This is a genomic window from Pseudoalteromonas sp. A601, from assembly GCF_002165575.1.
Lineage (GTDB): Bacteria > Pseudomonadota > Gammaproteobacteria > Enterobacterales > Alteromonadaceae > Pseudoalteromonas.
On record NZ_MXQF01000001.1, the window covers coordinates 125,767 to 141,188 of the forward strand.

12 protein-coding genes are annotated in these 15,422 nt (G+C 41.0%); 4 read left to right on the forward strand and 8 right to left on the reverse strand.

Going from position 1 to position 15,422, the window contains the following annotated elements:
• Window positions 1-340: 340 nt before the first annotated feature.
• Together B5G52_RS00600 and B5G52_RS00605 are read left to right on the forward strand one after the other, a co-directional pair.
• Window positions 341-3,685: an MHYT domain-containing protein gene (locus tag B5G52_RS00600; RefSeq protein WP_087530765.1), complete on the forward strand. Its 3,345-nt coding sequence runs from the start codon at window positions 341-343 to the stop codon at window positions 3,683-3,685.
• Window positions 3,685-4,674: a two-component system response regulator gene (locus B5G52_RS00605; RefSeq protein ID WP_087530766.1), complete on the forward strand. Its 990-nt coding sequence runs from the start codon at window positions 3,685-3,687 to the stop codon at window positions 4,672-4,674. Before B5G52_RS00600 ends, B5G52_RS00605 begins: the two co-directional genes overlap by 1 nt.
• Here B5G52_RS00605 and B5G52_RS00610 read toward each other — a convergent pair.
• Together B5G52_RS00610 and B5G52_RS00615 are read right to left on the reverse strand one after the other, a co-directional pair.
• On the reverse strand, window positions 4,657-5,067 hold the full coding sequence (locus B5G52_RS00610; RefSeq protein ID WP_087530767.1) for a VOC family protein: 411 nt from the start codon (window positions 5,065-5,067) through the stop codon (window positions 4,657-4,659). The genes B5G52_RS00605 and B5G52_RS00610 overlap by 18 nt on opposite strands.
• A gap of 1 nt (window position 5,068) precedes the next feature.
• A complete protein-coding gene (locus B5G52_RS00615) occupies window positions 5,069-5,728 on the reverse strand; it encodes an HD domain-containing protein (RefSeq protein ID WP_087530768.1) in 660 nt (219 codons plus the stop codon).
• A 137-nt stretch (window positions 5,729-5,865) separates the two neighbouring features.
• Here B5G52_RS00615 and B5G52_RS00620 point away from each other — a divergent pair, with 137 nt between their 5' ends.
• On the forward strand, window positions 5,866-7,056 hold the full coding sequence (locus B5G52_RS00620; protein WP_087530936.1) for a class I SAM-dependent methyltransferase: 1,191 nt from the start codon (window positions 5,866-5,868) through the stop codon (window positions 7,054-7,056).
• Here the strand turns inward: B5G52_RS00620 and B5G52_RS00625 are convergent, their stop codons facing one another.
• From B5G52_RS00625 to hrpA, 3 genes are read right to left on the reverse strand one after another with little or no spacing between them, the layout of a single operon-like run.
• On the reverse strand, window positions 7,057-7,353 hold the full coding sequence (locus tag B5G52_RS00625; protein ID WP_087530769.1) for a PilZ domain-containing protein: 297 nt from the start codon (window positions 7,351-7,353) through the stop codon (window positions 7,057-7,059). It lies immediately after the preceding gene.
• Between the two features lie 8 nt (window positions 7,354-7,361).
• Window positions 7,362-7,739, reverse strand: coding sequence for a PleD family two-component system response regulator (locus tag B5G52_RS00630; protein WP_087530770.1), 378 nt, complete (start codon window positions 7,737-7,739; stop codon window positions 7,362-7,364).
• Window positions 7,740-7,772: 33 nt separating this feature from the next.
• A complete protein-coding gene (gene hrpA / locus B5G52_RS00635) occupies window positions 7,773-11,660 on the reverse strand; it encodes an ATP-dependent RNA helicase HrpA (RefSeq protein WP_087530771.1) in 3,888 nt (1,295 codons plus the stop codon).
• A 147-nt stretch (window positions 11,661-11,807) separates the two neighbouring features.
• On the opposite strand from hrpA, the gene B5G52_RS00640 reads away from it, so the two are divergent.
• Window positions 11,808-12,713, forward strand: a complete 906-nt coding sequence (locus B5G52_RS00640; RefSeq protein ID WP_087530772.1) for a DMT family transporter — start codon at window positions 11,808-11,810, stop codon at window positions 12,711-12,713.
• A 52-nt stretch (window positions 12,714-12,765) separates the two neighbouring features.
• Here B5G52_RS00640 and B5G52_RS00645 read toward each other — a convergent pair whose 3' ends face one another.
• The 3 genes from B5G52_RS00645 to megL all read right to left on the reverse strand — a co-directional run bounded on the left by B5G52_RS00645 (window position 12,766) and on the right by megL (window position 15,312).
• Entirely contained in the window at window positions 12,766-13,110 is a 345-nt protein-coding gene (locus B5G52_RS00645) for a 4a-hydroxytetrahydrobiopterin dehydratase (RefSeq protein ID WP_087530773.1), read from the reverse strand.
• Between the two features lie 9 nt (window positions 13,111-13,119).
• A complete protein-coding gene (gene phhA / locus B5G52_RS00650; RefSeq protein WP_087530774.1) occupies window positions 13,120-13,917 on the reverse strand; it encodes a phenylalanine 4-monooxygenase in 798 nt (265 codons plus the stop codon).
• Between the two features lie 213 nt (window positions 13,918-14,130).
• The gene (gene megL, locus B5G52_RS00655; protein ID WP_087530775.1) at window positions 14,131-15,312 is read right to left on the reverse strand and encodes a methionine gamma-lyase; all 1,182 of its coding nucleotides are present in this window, start codon (window positions 15,310-15,312) and stop codon (window positions 14,131-14,133) included.
• Window positions 15,313-15,422 lie beyond the last annotated feature (110 nt).

The window sequence follows — 15,422 nt, forward strand, 5'->3', positions numbered from 1 at the left end:
TTAAACTGATTAATATAAGAAATTTACTACTTGTTATAATACCTTGCTCAATAACTGCTAATCTATAAATTTGTGGTTGTTTTTGTTAAGCAGATGACACGATAATTATTAAAAAAATAAAACAATTATTAAAAAACAAACTGTAATTTTAGTTATTAATAGTGCTACAATTATAACCAATAACACTTAGTAACTTGATTCCATTGATATTTTACTTCTGTTAACCTATGGTTATCTTAAAGGTAACAAAAGCCTACATAAATATGTAATTAATTATTCCTATGAATATACTTCACAGTCATTACTTTCACTGATTGTAAAGTTTTGAGATTGAGCCACTATGCTGTCAGCTTTTTTTATCACCGATCAAGATCCAAGCCTCATAATCAATGGGGTTTATAACCCATATCTTGTTACTTTATCTGTCATGACAGCTATCTTTGCGGCTTATTTCGCAGCGTTATTAATCGATCTTGCGAAAGCAACTCGATTTCAAAGCTACCAAAAACTAGCAAACTCAACAGCAGCATTAGTTCTTTCTGGCGGCATTTGGAGTATGCACTTTATTGGTATGCTAGCGTTCTCATTATGCACAAATATTAGCTATGATCCGACACTGACCTTTTTATCTTTTATTCCTGCATTTTTAGCTTGTTGGACTGCAATATCGATGTTGGTCAGGAGTGACAAAACGATGTTGCAACTCATTGTTCCATCCATTTTACTTGGCGCTGGAATTGGAACGATGCACTACAGTGGCATGGCTGCCATGGAATTAAGCCCATTACTACGTTATGACCCTTTAACTTTTGCTCTATCAATCCTTGTAGCAGTCGCGTTGGCTTATATATCATTGTATATGCGCTTTAATGTTAATAAATTTTTCTCAAAGCTAAGTGAAGTACAAACTCGGTTTATTAGCGCAATAGTACTAGGGTTTGCAGTTGCAGGCATGCATTACATGGGCATGCTAGCGACGCGTTTTGTTGCCGTATCGCCGATTCTCAATGACAGTCAAGACTCTGAACTAACCTTGATCGCTATTAGCGTTGTATTTTCTACAATCATTCTTACCGCAATTGTGGCGATTATAAATGGCATCGTTCGTTACCGTATGTTGCTTGAGGATAAGACAAGTAACGAATCTCGCTTGCAGGCAATTCTTTCAACAGCCATCGACGGTATTATCACTATTGATCACAAAGGTCATATTTTAAGCTTTAACAACGCTGCTGAACTCATTTTTGGCTGGAATAAGCAAGATGTTAAAGGTAACAATGTCAAAATGCTAATGGCCGATGATATTGCTGCACAGCATGATGGTTATCTATCAAAAGCAGGACATATTGATTTTGGTACTGTCATTGGTGTTAACCGTGATGTATTGGCAAAACACAAAGATGGCCACTTATTCCCTATTCGCCTTGGCGTTGGTGAAGTAGATCAACCGGGCCAAGAACCACTCTATGTTGGGTTCATCACAGACTTAACTGAACAGCGAAAACTACAACAAAACTTGATAACTAAAGAGCAACAGTATCGCTCACTCATGGATAATATGCCTGGTGTTGTATTTCGTTGTGAGATTAATGAAAAGTGGAGCATGATGTTTATCAGCCCTAACATCTTTGAAATGACCGGTTATATCCCTAATGAGTTTATAAATAAGAATATCGAATACGGCGATTTACTATTCAAAGACGATATACCGCATATAAACAAAGCTGTTGAGCAAGCTATTACTAAAAAAGAGCACTACTCTATTGAATACAGAGTGCGCCACCGTAACGGCAAACTTGTGTGGATACTTGAAAAGGGCAGCTTTGAATTTAATAAACAAGGCGAAGCAATTTGGATTGATGGCGTTTTAGTTGATATAAGTGAACGACGCGAGTACGAAGACAAGCTAAAACAGGCCAAAGTTGCAGCAGAGGAAGCAGCTCAAGCTAAACAATCATTTATGGCCAACATGAGTCATGAGATCCGCACTCCTATGAACTCGATCATTGGTTTTAGTGACTTGCTGATGGATACGCCTCTCGATCAAGAGCAACAAAAGCACTTAGTAACGGTTAATAATGCCGCGCGGTCACTGCTGAGGTTATTAAACGAGATACTTGACTCTGCCAAACTTGAAAAAGGAAAGTTAACCATAGAACCTGTGCATTTTAATTTGCAACCTGTGCTCGACAGTATCATTTCAACTTTTTGGTTAGAGGCTAAGAAAAAGGACCTTGAAGTAACGTTAACAATTAAAGAGTCTGTCCATAAAGCTTATTATGGCGACCCCGATAGAATTCGCCAAGTACTAACAAACTTAATTGGCAATGCGATTAAATTTACTGAGCAAGGTTCAATCCAGGTCACAGTGAGTACAACACAAAATAATCATCTGTTTTTTGAAGTGCAAGATTCAGGTATTGGTATTGCACCAGAGCGAATCAAGGCTATCTTCCAGCCCTTTGAGCAAGCTGATGGCACGACGACTCGCCGTTTTGGTGGTACAGGCCTTGGTACAACAATCAGTAAACAATTAGTTGAGCTAATGGGCGGTACTATCAGCTTAGTAAGTGAAGAAAATAAAGGTAGCTGTTTCTTTTTCGCGCTTCCGTTAGAGCCTGGCGATGAAAACCTAATTAACTACTTTGACGGTTTACATACGCAATTACCAGCTCTGCGTATATTAGTTGTTGATGATATTGAACAAAATGTAGAGCTGCTGCGTTTATTGCTTTCTCGTGATGAGCATAAAGTCAGCACGGCGAGTAATGGCTTTGAAGCTTTAGAAATTTTTGAGCAGCAAGACTTTGATGTCATTTTGATGGACATTCATATGCCACAGTGCGATGGCATAACTGCAACCCAAAAAATACGTGAAATTGAACAACATAGACAGCTAAAAAACACCCCTATCATCGCACTCACCGCAAGTGTACTACAGCAAGATAAGTTGACAGCTAAGAAAGCTGGAATGAATGGTTTTGCTAATAAGCCTGTAGATATCAATCAATTAAATCAAGAAATATCTCAAGTTCTCGGCTATGGCCTGAAAAAAGAAGTGCTTATTGAACAAAGTGATCCTCAAGCGAAACATATCGACTTTAAAAAAGGTAAGCAGCTTTGGGGTAGTAAGTGTAAGCAAATAAACGAGATACAGCGCTTTATTGATGAGCAGCACACCTTATGTACGGTACTATTTGCTCATGGTCTTAGCGCATTAAATGACGTGCAAGGCAAGCTACACACACTTAAAGGGCTTGCTGGGAATTTAGGCTTGCCAACTATGATGTCTTTATTTTCAGAGCTTGAAAAATCAAGCTCTCAAGAACACCAAGAAAAAGTTATTGCACAATTAGAAGTAGAGTTAACCGCTGTATCTTTATTGTTAGCTGAAAAAACTTTAACGTGTGTGCCAAGTGTTAATAAGCACGAATCTCAAGATGCACCGGCATTGTCGGCAACTGAATTTAAAGCGCTTTGTGAACAGTTATATATAGACGCTGAAAACGCTGAACTTAATGATGAACTGCTTGCAACAATTGTAACTAATGCGCCTACAAATTATAAAAATGATATCGATAATATTGTTGAATGTTTCGAACAATTTGATTTTGATACCGCCCAATCAAACCTAGAGTCGTTAATATCTTTACTCAAACAAGCACAAACAATGGAGGCAAATTAATGGATTTAAATATCGAACGCCCACGAATTTTAATCGTTGATGATGAGCCTGCTAATCTTAAGGTTATGCGTGAAGTATTGAGTAACCAATACCGATTATCGTTTGCAAAATCAGGCGAAGCTGCCCTTGCCTTAATTGAAAAAGAGCCACCTAAACTCATTTTGCTCGACATTATGATGCCAGATATGAACGGCTTTGAAGTTTGCCAACGATTAAAAGAAAACCCGCAAACCCAGCATATACCTATAATTTTTGTTACAGCCCTTGCTGACGAAAGCGATGAATTTAAAGGGTTTGAGATAGGTGCTGTTGACTATATAACCAAACCTATCAGTCCTGCAATTGTGCGCTCTAGGGTTAAAACACACCTATCACTGGTGCAAGCTGAGCAACTCAAGCTCGCTCATGTTGATTTGGTTCATCGCCTTGGCCGAGCGGCTGAATATAAAGACACGGATACTGGCGAACATATAATCCGAATGAGCAAGTACAGTAAAATTTTAGCTCTCGCTTATGGTATGGGTGAGCAACATGCTGAACTGCTCAAACAAGCAGCCCCGATGCATGACATTGGTAAAATTGGTATTCCTGATGCGATTTTATTAAAGCCAGGCAAGCTCACCTCTGATGAGTTTGACTACATGAAACAGCATGCTGAAATAGGTGCTAAAATCTTAGCAAACTCTTCGTCACCGTTATTGCAACTCGCTTATATTCTAGCCATGGAACATCATGAGAAATGGGACGGCACGGGTTACCCGAAAGGCTTACAAGAAGAAGAAATATCAATAGAAGGCCGGATTGTTGCTATCGCAGATGTATTTGATGCACTTACCTCTAAACGCCCTTACAAAAAAGCATGGAGTGTTGATGAAGCACTCTCGCACATGCGTGAACAAGCTGGTAAACACTTTGATCCACAGCTTATCGCTCTTTTTGAAGGCCAGTTTGATGCCATTATGAAAGTCTACTCAGCCTATCAAGATTGATTTATCGATAGATTGGCTAATATAGCTGTAATCATGAGAGGTTATCTCATGATTATTGCCGCTGTTATCTTTAAAATACATAGAAAACGTCACTCCGTGATCAGCAACAATCGTTTTGATTTTATGTGATTCAAAATGACTCAGCCAAGTAATAAATTGCTCACCTGTTGCACCAAACGCAACCCCTTTACTAACACCCGCGCGTTCAAACAATGCTAACCGTGTTGTTGCAGCGTCGTCTTCGAGCGTGAGCGGGCCTTTGCCCTCATCCCAAAAGGCAAGCTCAGGCACAATATTAAAACCGAGCACCTCTTTATACCACACAACAGCTTCGACCAAGTTTTCTACATTAAGATGGCAATGATCTATACCTGATAATAATGGTGTGGCCATATTACTCACCTATTTCTGACTTTAACTGTTCGATAAATGCCAACATATAATCAGTGCGGCGCTGCGCTTCAGCTTTAGCTGATGGTGTATTCATGCTGTTGGCGACATGGAGTAGCTTGATAAAAAAATGATCAAGCGTATAGAGTTTGTCGTCCGCTTCGCGGTTTTGGCAAAAAGGGTCTTGTGGGTGATATAAATGGCGGCTTATTGAGCCCCCAACTTTCATACAGCGACTCACACCGATTGCGCCTAATGCATCCATTCTGTCTGCATCTTGAACAATTTGTGCTTCAACTGATTGTACTTTTATATTGGCACTAAAGCTATGAGCTGCAATTGCATGATGAATTGCATCGAAGTAACTCTCGTCATAGCCGATAGAAGTTAAAAAGGTAATTGCTTTATCTGCGGCCATGGTTGAAGCTTTTGCACGATCAGGGTGATTTTTTGCCACTGCAACACAATCGTGTAACCATGCAGCAGGGAGTACCACGGCCATCTCGGCCTGCTCTGCAATACATAATTGTTTGGCTACTCTCACAACTCGCTCAATATGCGTTATATCATGCGCTACATCGGCGCAAATAAGTGACGAAATAAAACCCCGACATTCATTTTCAAGTTCTTGTAGTGACGCTGATAACGCTATTTGCTGTTCCATAAATTTCGCTGTTTCAATGTAAAACAATATATTACGGCTACTTTACCGCGGTTATAGGTCGTTGTGCAAAACATTCATTGTATGTTCGACCTTGCTTTACTAAAATAGCCGCTAATTAATCTGTCATGAGTATGCCAATGTCATCTGCTATTTACCTGCAAGCTGGTCGCGAAAAGTCGTTAAAAAGAAAACATCCATGGTTATTTTCTAAAGCCATAAAAAAAATGAAGGGCAAACCGGGTCTAGGTGACACTGTTACTATTCACGATAGCGAAGGTAAGTTTTTAGCAACTGCGGCATATAGTCCACATTCACAAATTCGTGCACGTGTATGGAGTTTTGACGAAAAAGAGGTTATTGACCAAAACTTTTTTGAACGCCGTTTACGTCGTGCGCTTTTAGCCCGTGCACAAGTCATTGAAGAAGGTGGTTTAACAGGGTTTCGTTTATGTGCCGCTGAGTCTGACTTTTTACCGGGCGTAACCATTGATAAGTTTGACAACGTACTAGTCTGTCAGCTACTAAGTGCCGGTGCCGAGCGCCACAAGGGCGAAATTGTAGCTGCTCTTATTAGTATTTTTCCAGGTTGTGATGTGTATGAACGCTCTGATGTTGACGTACGAAACAAAGAAGGGCTAGAGCCAACAACCGGTGTACTTTGGGGCAATAAACCCGCGCAACCAGTATTAATAGAAGAGAATGGCTTAAAGCTCGAGGTCGATATTATCGAAGGCCATAAAACTGGCTTTTACCTTGATCAACGTGATAGTCGTGCTGCGCTAGAGCGCTTCTCTAAAGATAAAAAAGTACTTAACTGCTTTAGTTATACTGGTACTTTTTCACTTTACGCATTACGTGGAGGCTGTGAGCATGTTACTAACGTAGATGTATCACAACCTGCGCTTGATACAGCGAAACGCAACGTTGAACATAACAACCTTGATTTAAATAAAGTCGACTTTGTAAAACAAGATGTGTTTAAGCTATTGCGCCAATACCGTGAAGAAGGTGTTTTATTCGACACCATCGTTATGGACCCGCCAAAGTTTGCAGATAACAAAGCACAACTGACTGGCGCGTGCCGTGGTTACAAAGATATCAACATGATTGCCATGCAAATACTTAAACCCGGTGGCACATTACTTACATTCTCGTGCTCAGGCTTAATGGAACAAAACCTATTTCAAAAAGTGGTTGCCGATGCGGCCCTTGATGCGGGTAAAGATTTATTGATTATGGAACGTTTAAATCAAGCAGCAGATCACCCTATTGCAGGTAGTTATCCTGAAGGGTTTTACTTGAAAGGTCTTATCTGCAAGGTATTCTAGCTAGTTAAACTGCATAATCTCAAGTCCTGCGGTGATCGTGCCATCATCTTCTTTAGAAGCACGTATCACCTTCGCTGTTGCATCTAACGGTGCAATCGCAGGGCTTGTTGAATCAATATTTACTTTTACTATCGTACCAACTTCTAATAAATCATCTAAATGCAAGGATAGGCCTGTAGCACTTAAATCAACACACAATGCTTCATATTGCTGGTCTGGTATCGGCTCGAGCGTAATGAGCGTCGCCTTAGCATTAACTTGCATGCGTCTGAAATTGCGTTGGTCTTCATTAAACATATAAGCTCCTAGACAACTGTATTTATTTTATCAAGTAACCCAACCACTGAAAACGGCTTGATAACATAGGCATCGCACCCAGCTTCAAATCCAGCTTGTTGTTCTTGTTCTGATTCTAACCCTGACACCATAACAACAGGAATGTTATTCGTCTCTGGGGTGTTTTTTAGCATTCTACATGTATCGTAACCATCTAGCCCAGGCATACACACATCCAACAAAATAACATCCGGCGGGTTAGCAATGGCTGATGCTAAACAACTCTGCCCTGAATCGGCATAGCTTAACTCAAAGCTACTCGTTAGAGCTGCTTTGAGCATTTCAAAGTTAAAGTACTCATCATCAACAACGAGTAGACTTAACTGCTTATTTGCGGTTGTACGCATAGTAAGTGTCAGTTCCTTCTTTATTATTCCAATTTAGTCACATTCTTTTAATGCATTTAAAACCCGTTTAGCTGAAATAGGATAAGGCGTGCCTAGGGTTTGCGCAAAAAGCGATACGCGAAGCTCCTGTTGCATCCAAAAAATATCAATCAACGCCTGCGGTACTGGTAATCCCGGCGCTACTTTTTTAAGCTGTTTTTGATATTCTTGTGCGACCTTGTCTAATTCTAGTACACATAATCTGTCACGATTTGGGTCTACTGGCAACTTTTCTAAGCGTTTTTCTATGGCTTTTAGATAACGAATTAAGTCTCCTAGTTTTTCTGCGCCATGAGAAGAGACAAAACCTTTAAACACCAGCGACTCTAATTGGCTTTTTATATCGCCATGTGCGGTGATCATGGTTAAGTCCACTCGCCCTTTCATTTTTTTATGTAAAGCGTGCGCAATACTTAGCACTTGCTCAACTTGCGTTGCTATCGCAACAACGGTATCACCTAGTTCACCACGTACTTGCTCTTTTACTTGCTCAAATGCTTGCTCGGTTCTCACATCACCTAATTTTTTCAGTAAGCTGTCTACGCCTGCGGCAATACAATCATCGATTAAATCAGCCACTTTACCAAATGGGTTAAAGTAAAGGCCGAGCTTGGCTTTATTAGGCAAATTTTGTTGTAAATATTTTATTGGCGAAGGTACATTTAATAACACCAAACGGCGTAGCCCTTGCTGGTGTGCTGCGTGTGCTTTGATTTCATTGTCAAATAACTCAACTGCGGTAGATGATTTTTTATCCACCAGCGCGGGATACGCTTTAATTTCGTACTGGCCTTGTTTTTTCACATATGAAGCGGGTAACTTACCAAAATCCCACTGCGTTAAATCTGCTTTTTCAATTCCTTTATCAGCTACTTTAGACAGTGTTTGCGTTACTTTACCTTGTAGCTGCGCTTTTAGCTTAGCTAAGTCCATACCACGCGCAAGCAGAGTATTTTTATCATCACGCACTTCAAACTGAAAGCGTAAATGAGTCGCGAGGGTTGATAAATCCCATGCATCAGGCTCAACGCGCACCCCGGTCATACGTAACAACTGATGACTGAGTGCCTCAATAAAGTTACCTTGCATTGGCGTAATGGCTGCAAGCACAGCGTCGGCGTAATTTGGAGCTGGAACAAAGTTACGACGTAACGACTTAGGCAATGACTTAATTAAACCCGTAATGAGTTCATGACGAAATGCCGGAATGTGCCAATCAAAACCTGTTTCTTCAACCTGATTTAGTAAAGCGACGGGTATTTGCACCGCAACACCATCGACGGCTTGGCCTGGATCAAAATGATAACTCAGCGGCAGCATTAAATTGTTTTGCTGCCAAACATCTGGATAATCAAACTCGGTGACACTGTCAGCACCGTGTTGCATTAAATCATCACGGGTCATATGCAAAAAGCGCTTATCTTGCTGCTTTTTGGTTTTGTACCACTTAGTGAATGCCGCACGGTTATTTATATCTTGCGGGATTTTTTTATCGTAAAATTCATAAAGCGTTTGCTCATCAACGAGTATGTCGCGGCGGCGGCTTTTGTTCTCAAGCGTTTGAATATCTTCTATCAGCTCACGGTTAAACTGTAAAAACCCTTCATTTTGACCCAACTCTTGTTCGACCAGGGCACTGCGAATAAATAGCTCACGGCTCACTTTTGGGTCAATATTGCTATACACACAACGGCGTTTAGAGACAATAATCAGTCCATAAAGCACTTGTTGCTCAAACGCGATAACAGCGCCCGGCTTTTTCTCCCAATGGGGTTCACTGTAGCTACGTTTAACTAAATGTTGCGCAAACGGTTCAACCCAATCAAGGTTAATTTTAGCGTTGATGCGCGCATAAAGCTTACTGGTTTCAACCAGCTCCGCCGACATAATCCATTTAGGGCTCTTTTTAAATAACCCTGAACCTGGAAAAATATGAAACTGACTATTGCGTGCACCTTTATACAACTGCTTTTCGTCTTTAAAACCAATATGGCTTAGCATACCGCTCAATAACGCTTGGTGAATTTTATCGCCGTCAGCTACATTTGTAGTAGCTTTCATTCCCATTTCGTTACAAACCGTGCTTAATTGATAAACAATGTCTTGCCACTCACGGATGCGCATATACGCCAGCATGTCTTTTTGGCAAAGCTTTCTAAACTGACTGTTACTGAGCTCACTTTGCTGCTCTTCTAAATAATTCCACAAGTTTAAAAACGCAATAAAATCGGAATCTGGGTCGTCAAAACGCCCATGCTTTTCATTCGCTGCAGCGCGTTTTTCTTGCGGGCGCTCACGAGGGTCTTGAATCGACAGTGCTGCAACAATGATAATCACTTCTCGCAGTGCCCCAAGTTTTTGTGCAGTTAATACCATTTTAGCTAAACGCGGGTCTACCGGGAGTCTACTTAAATCCATACCCGATTTTGTTAAGCGAGTTTCTTGATGGCGTTTGCTTGGTTTAACCGCTTCAAGTTCTTCCAGCAAAGTTAAACCATCGTTAATGTTACGACTATCAGGCGCTTGTACAAATGGGAAGTTAGCCATGTCGCCTAGGCCTAAACCAAGCATTTTTAAAATAACCGAGGCTAAGTTGGTACGCAGTATTTCAGGGTCAGTGAACTCAGGGCGCGAATTAAAATCGTCTTCGCTATATAAACGGATACAAATACCGGCTTCAACACGGCCACAACGCCCTTTACGCTGGTTCGCGCTGGCCTGTGAAATCGGTTCAATAGGCAAGCGCTGTACTTTGGTGCGGTAACTGTAGCGACTGATGCGCGCAGTACCCGGGTCAATAACATAGCGAATGCCTGGTACCGTTAAAGAGGTTTCAGCTACGTTGGTCGATAAAATAATATGGCGACGGCTGTGCGGGGCAAAAATACGGTTTTGCTCAGCATTTGATAGTCGTGAATACAGCGGCAGTACATCGGCTCCCTTAAGGTTACGTTTACTAAGTGCGTCGGCGGTATCACGAATTTCCCGTTCGCCATTTAAAAAGATCAAAATATCGCCTGGGCCCTCTTGGCATAACTCATCAACTGCATCAAAAATGCCTTGTAGTTGATCGCCCTCTGCTTCCATATCGTCTTTATCAATTTCAACTAACGGTCTGTAACGGACATCAACGGGGAAAGTGCGCCCTGATACTTCAATAATGGGTGCATCATTAAAATGTTTTGAAAAACGCTCAGGATCAATCGTCGCAGAGGTAATAATAACTTTTAAATCGGGTCGTTTTGGTAATAGGTTTTTTAAATAACCTAAAATAAAATCGATATTAAGGCTACGCTCGTGAGCTTCATCAATAATGATAGTGTCGTATTGATTTAAGAAACGGTCTTGTTGAATTTCGGCCAATAAAATACCGTCAGTCATCAGCTTGATATAACTGTTATTTGATACTTGGTCGCTAAAGCGAATTTTAAAACCCACATGTTGACCAAGTTCGCATTGCATTTCACTGGCAATACGATCAGCAACGCTGCGCGCTGCTAAACGCCTAGGTTGGGTGTGACCAATATAGCCATCAACGCCACGACCAAGCTCTAAACACATTTTAGGGATTTGCGTTGTTTTACCTGAACCGGTTTCGCCAGCGATGATAACCACTTGGTTATTGGCAATCGCTTCTTTAATGTCGTCTTTTTTCTGACTAACCGGAAGTTGCTCTGGGTAGGTCACTTTTGGTAGTTGAGCTAAGCGAACCTCACGCAACTGTTGGCTACGTGTTATATCTGCGGTTATTTTTTCTATAACAGCCGCTTGCTTTGCTTCATCGGATATTTTTTTTATGCCATGAAGGCGCTTTTTAAAGATGAATTGATCTTTTCTTAAACACGTTTTGAGTTCACCAAACAATTGACCTAGGTTTACCACCCGCGACTTCCTTAATAATTTTGAATAAAGACACCCAATTGTATCAAACTTTGCAGCAATATAAATTTTATCTATGAGTGCCGATTTTGGCTGAGCCTCTAATCAGACAATGCTATGCTTGGCGCTTACTTATCCAAGGTGTTTACTATGAGCTTAAAAAGTTTGATCCAACTATTTGCGCTTGCGGCTATTTGGGGCGCATCATTTTTATTTATGCGAATGGCAGCAACCAGTTTAGGCCCCGCTGTACTGATTGAATTTAGAGTCGGCTTTGCAGCCCTTACATTGTTTTTAGTAGCACTGTACATTAAACGCCAATCTGTTTTTAAGAGCTTAGCGTTTAAAGCCCATCGTAAACATTTTTTTATTATTGGCGCACTTAATTCCGCACTGCCCTTTTTACTCTTTGCGTATGCAGCCCAAACAATCAGCGCATCAACGTTATCTATATTAAATTCAACAACCCCTATTTGGGCAGCATTAGTAGGCGTAATATGGGCTAAAACAAAACCAACAAAGAGTATGATTTGTGGTTTAGTGCTTGGCTTAATTGGCGTTGTACTGCTTGTAGGGCAAGATAACTTTAGCCCAAGCTCAAACTCACTGATAGCTATTATTGCGGCACTTTGCGCATCATTAAGCTATGCCATTGCATCTCATTACACTAAACATGCACCTAAGTTAACACCTTTTAATAATGCACATGGCTCGATGTGGGCAGCAAGCATATTGGTATTGCCGCTCGTTTTTTTCATGCCGATTCGAGAAGTCCCATCCTCAGACATCATGTTAGGGGTTGTTGCTTTAGGCGTGATTTGCACTGGCGTTGCCTATATTTTGTTTTTTAATTTAATTGAAGAAATAGGCCCAACGTCGGCACTGACCGTGACGTTTTTAATTCCACTTTTTGGTATTTTTTGGGGTCATATAGTGCTTGATGAACAGATTGGTTCAAACACCTTGCTTGGTGCATTGTGTGTAATAAGTGGCACTATGTTAGTCACTGGCTTTTTACCTAAAAAACTGCCACTAGGCTCACCAAAAAACACGTAAAAAAAGGTGCATTTATAATGCACCTTTTGTCCTATGGGTAAAACAGGATTAGTTATAGCGCAGCAAAAACTTCGTCAGTTTTAGCTGCACAAATAAAATCATTTTTATGCAGACCTTTAATTGAATGGCTCCACCACGTTACCGTCACTTTTCCCCATTCAGTTAATAAACCTGGGTGATGGCCTTCGTCTTCAGCCATATCACCCACTTTGTTAGTAAAGGCAATAGCTTGTTTAAAGTTTTTAAATTTATAAACACGCTCTAACTGCATAATGCCATCGCGTACTTCTGGCACCCAGTCTGGGATCATTTTAATTAGTTCTGCTAGCTCTTCGTCTGACACTTTTGGAGCATCAACATGACAGGCTTCACACTTTTGTGCGCTTAATGATGACATTTTAAATCCTTAACTTGCTAATTTTTCTTTAGGAGGAAATTTTGGGTCGTGTAACCCTAACTCTTTTGCTTGCTCAACTATCGCCATAATATCCAACTGTGAAATATCAAATAAATCATGGATAGAGTTTATGGTGTAGTACAAAGGCTGCATTATATCAATACGATACGGGGTGCGTAATACATCAAGTACATTCATTGGGTTAATTTCTGGCGTGTCAGAGTACACGTATTGTGTCTCGCCAGGGCTTGATAAAATCCCACCGCCGTAAATACGTAAGCCGTCTTCGGTTTGCATTAACCCAAACTCAACAGTAAACCAATACATACGCGCCAAATAAACTCTGTCTTTCTTTTGCGCCGCATAACCTAACTGACCATATTTATGAGTGAACTCAGCAAAATCAGGGTTAGTGAGCATCGCGCAATGGCCAAATATTTCATGGAAAATATCTGGTTCTTGTAAATAATCAAACTCTTCACGTGTTCTTATAAAAGTCGCTACAGGAAACTGCTTGTTCGCCAATAAACGAAAGAACTCATCAAAGTCAATCAATGCAGGCACCGGGGCGACTTGCCAACCTGTGGTTGCTAGCAACACTTCGTTTAACTCGCTTAGTTGCGGGATGCGATCATGAGGAAGGTTTATTTTTTTTAGCCCTTCCATGTATTCATTACACGCTTTGCCTTCGATGCATTTTAATTGACGGGCAACGAGTTCTGACCATATTTTATTTTCTTCATCGCTCCAATGAATCACCCCATTTTCATCGGGTGTTCTAGAGGTGTACTTGCTTGCTTTAGCCATAATTACCTTCTTGCTGTTAAACCGAATATCGGTATCAACGTGTTACCCAGATACTAAGCAAATGTAAGGCAAAGTTTAATAGCTGGGTTCACATCAGCCAATGGCCACAACGCCTATATCGTAAAGTTAAAATTACGATTTTAAAGCAAAATATTTACACCCCTAATTATAAAGACCCTAAGACCAACCTAAGCGTACACTTAAAGTTACACTCTACATAATCTGAGTAAATGCATGGTTGAGATCGTTAATTATGTCGTTAACATCTTCAAGCCCAACAGATAGTCGAATTAAGCCATCGCTTATACCCGCAGCCGCTCTTTCCTCTGGTGTATAGGGCGAGTGAGTCATAGAAGCAGGGTGTTGTATCAAGGTTTCAGCATCACCTAAGCTCACCGCTAATGTGCAAAGCTTGGTGCTATTAATAAACTGCTCGCCATCTTTTAAGCTGCCTTTTAACTCAAATGCGATAACCCCACCAGCCGCTTTCATTTGCGTGCCTATAAACTTATTACCCGGGTGTGACTTCAAACCTGGGTAATAAACGGTGTTGACATGTGGGTGTTGCTCTAAAAATTCAGCAACAGTTTGCGCGCTTTCACAATGGCGTTGCATTCGTATTGCTAATGTTTTTAAACCACGGTTTATTAGCCAAGCATCATGGGGACTAATGGTTGCCCCAATGTCTTTAAGTACCGTCATTTTGATTAAGTTGATATGCTCATCGGAGCCACACACTAAACCCGCCACTACATCGCCATGGCCGTTTAAGTATTTTGTTGCGCTGTGTACGATTAAATCAATGCCATAGTCAGTTGGTTTTTGCAGCAGCGGGGTTAAAAAGGTATTGTCGATAACACTAATAAGCTGATGCTGTTTGGCAACGTCGCTGATCAAATTTAAATCCATCACCGCCATTGTTGGGTTAATGGGGGTTTCAGCAAAAATCATTTTTGAGTTTGGTTTTATCGCCTCACGTAATGCTTGCTCATTGGTCATATCAACAAAGCTTACCTCAATTCCCCAGCGCGGTAGCATATGAGCAAAAAAAGCAAATGTGCAGCCATACAAAGCACTTGATGCAACAAGGTGATCCCCCTGTGAAAGAAAGCTTAACACCGATGCTGACACAGCCCCCATTCCGGTAGCTGTGGCCGCAGCGGCTTCGCAGTTTTCTAGTTGAGCAACCTTTTGCTCAAGCTCAGTGGTTGTTGGGTTACCTAAACGGGTATAAATATAACCGGGCTCTTCTCCTGCAAATCGAGCTGCACCTTGTGCTGCATCAGTAAAATGAAAAGTAGAGGTTTGGTATAGAGGGGATGTTAACGCACCATGCGGGTCGTTCGCTTTTTTTGGCCCATGAATACATTGACTGTCGATGTGGAGTTTGTTCATTGTTTGATCTTTTTTGATTATTATTAATATAATAATCAAAGCGCATCAGCTGGTAGATAACAAGCATGCCGGATGCACAGATGGCTATTTAGTGTTAAGCACCTAATAGC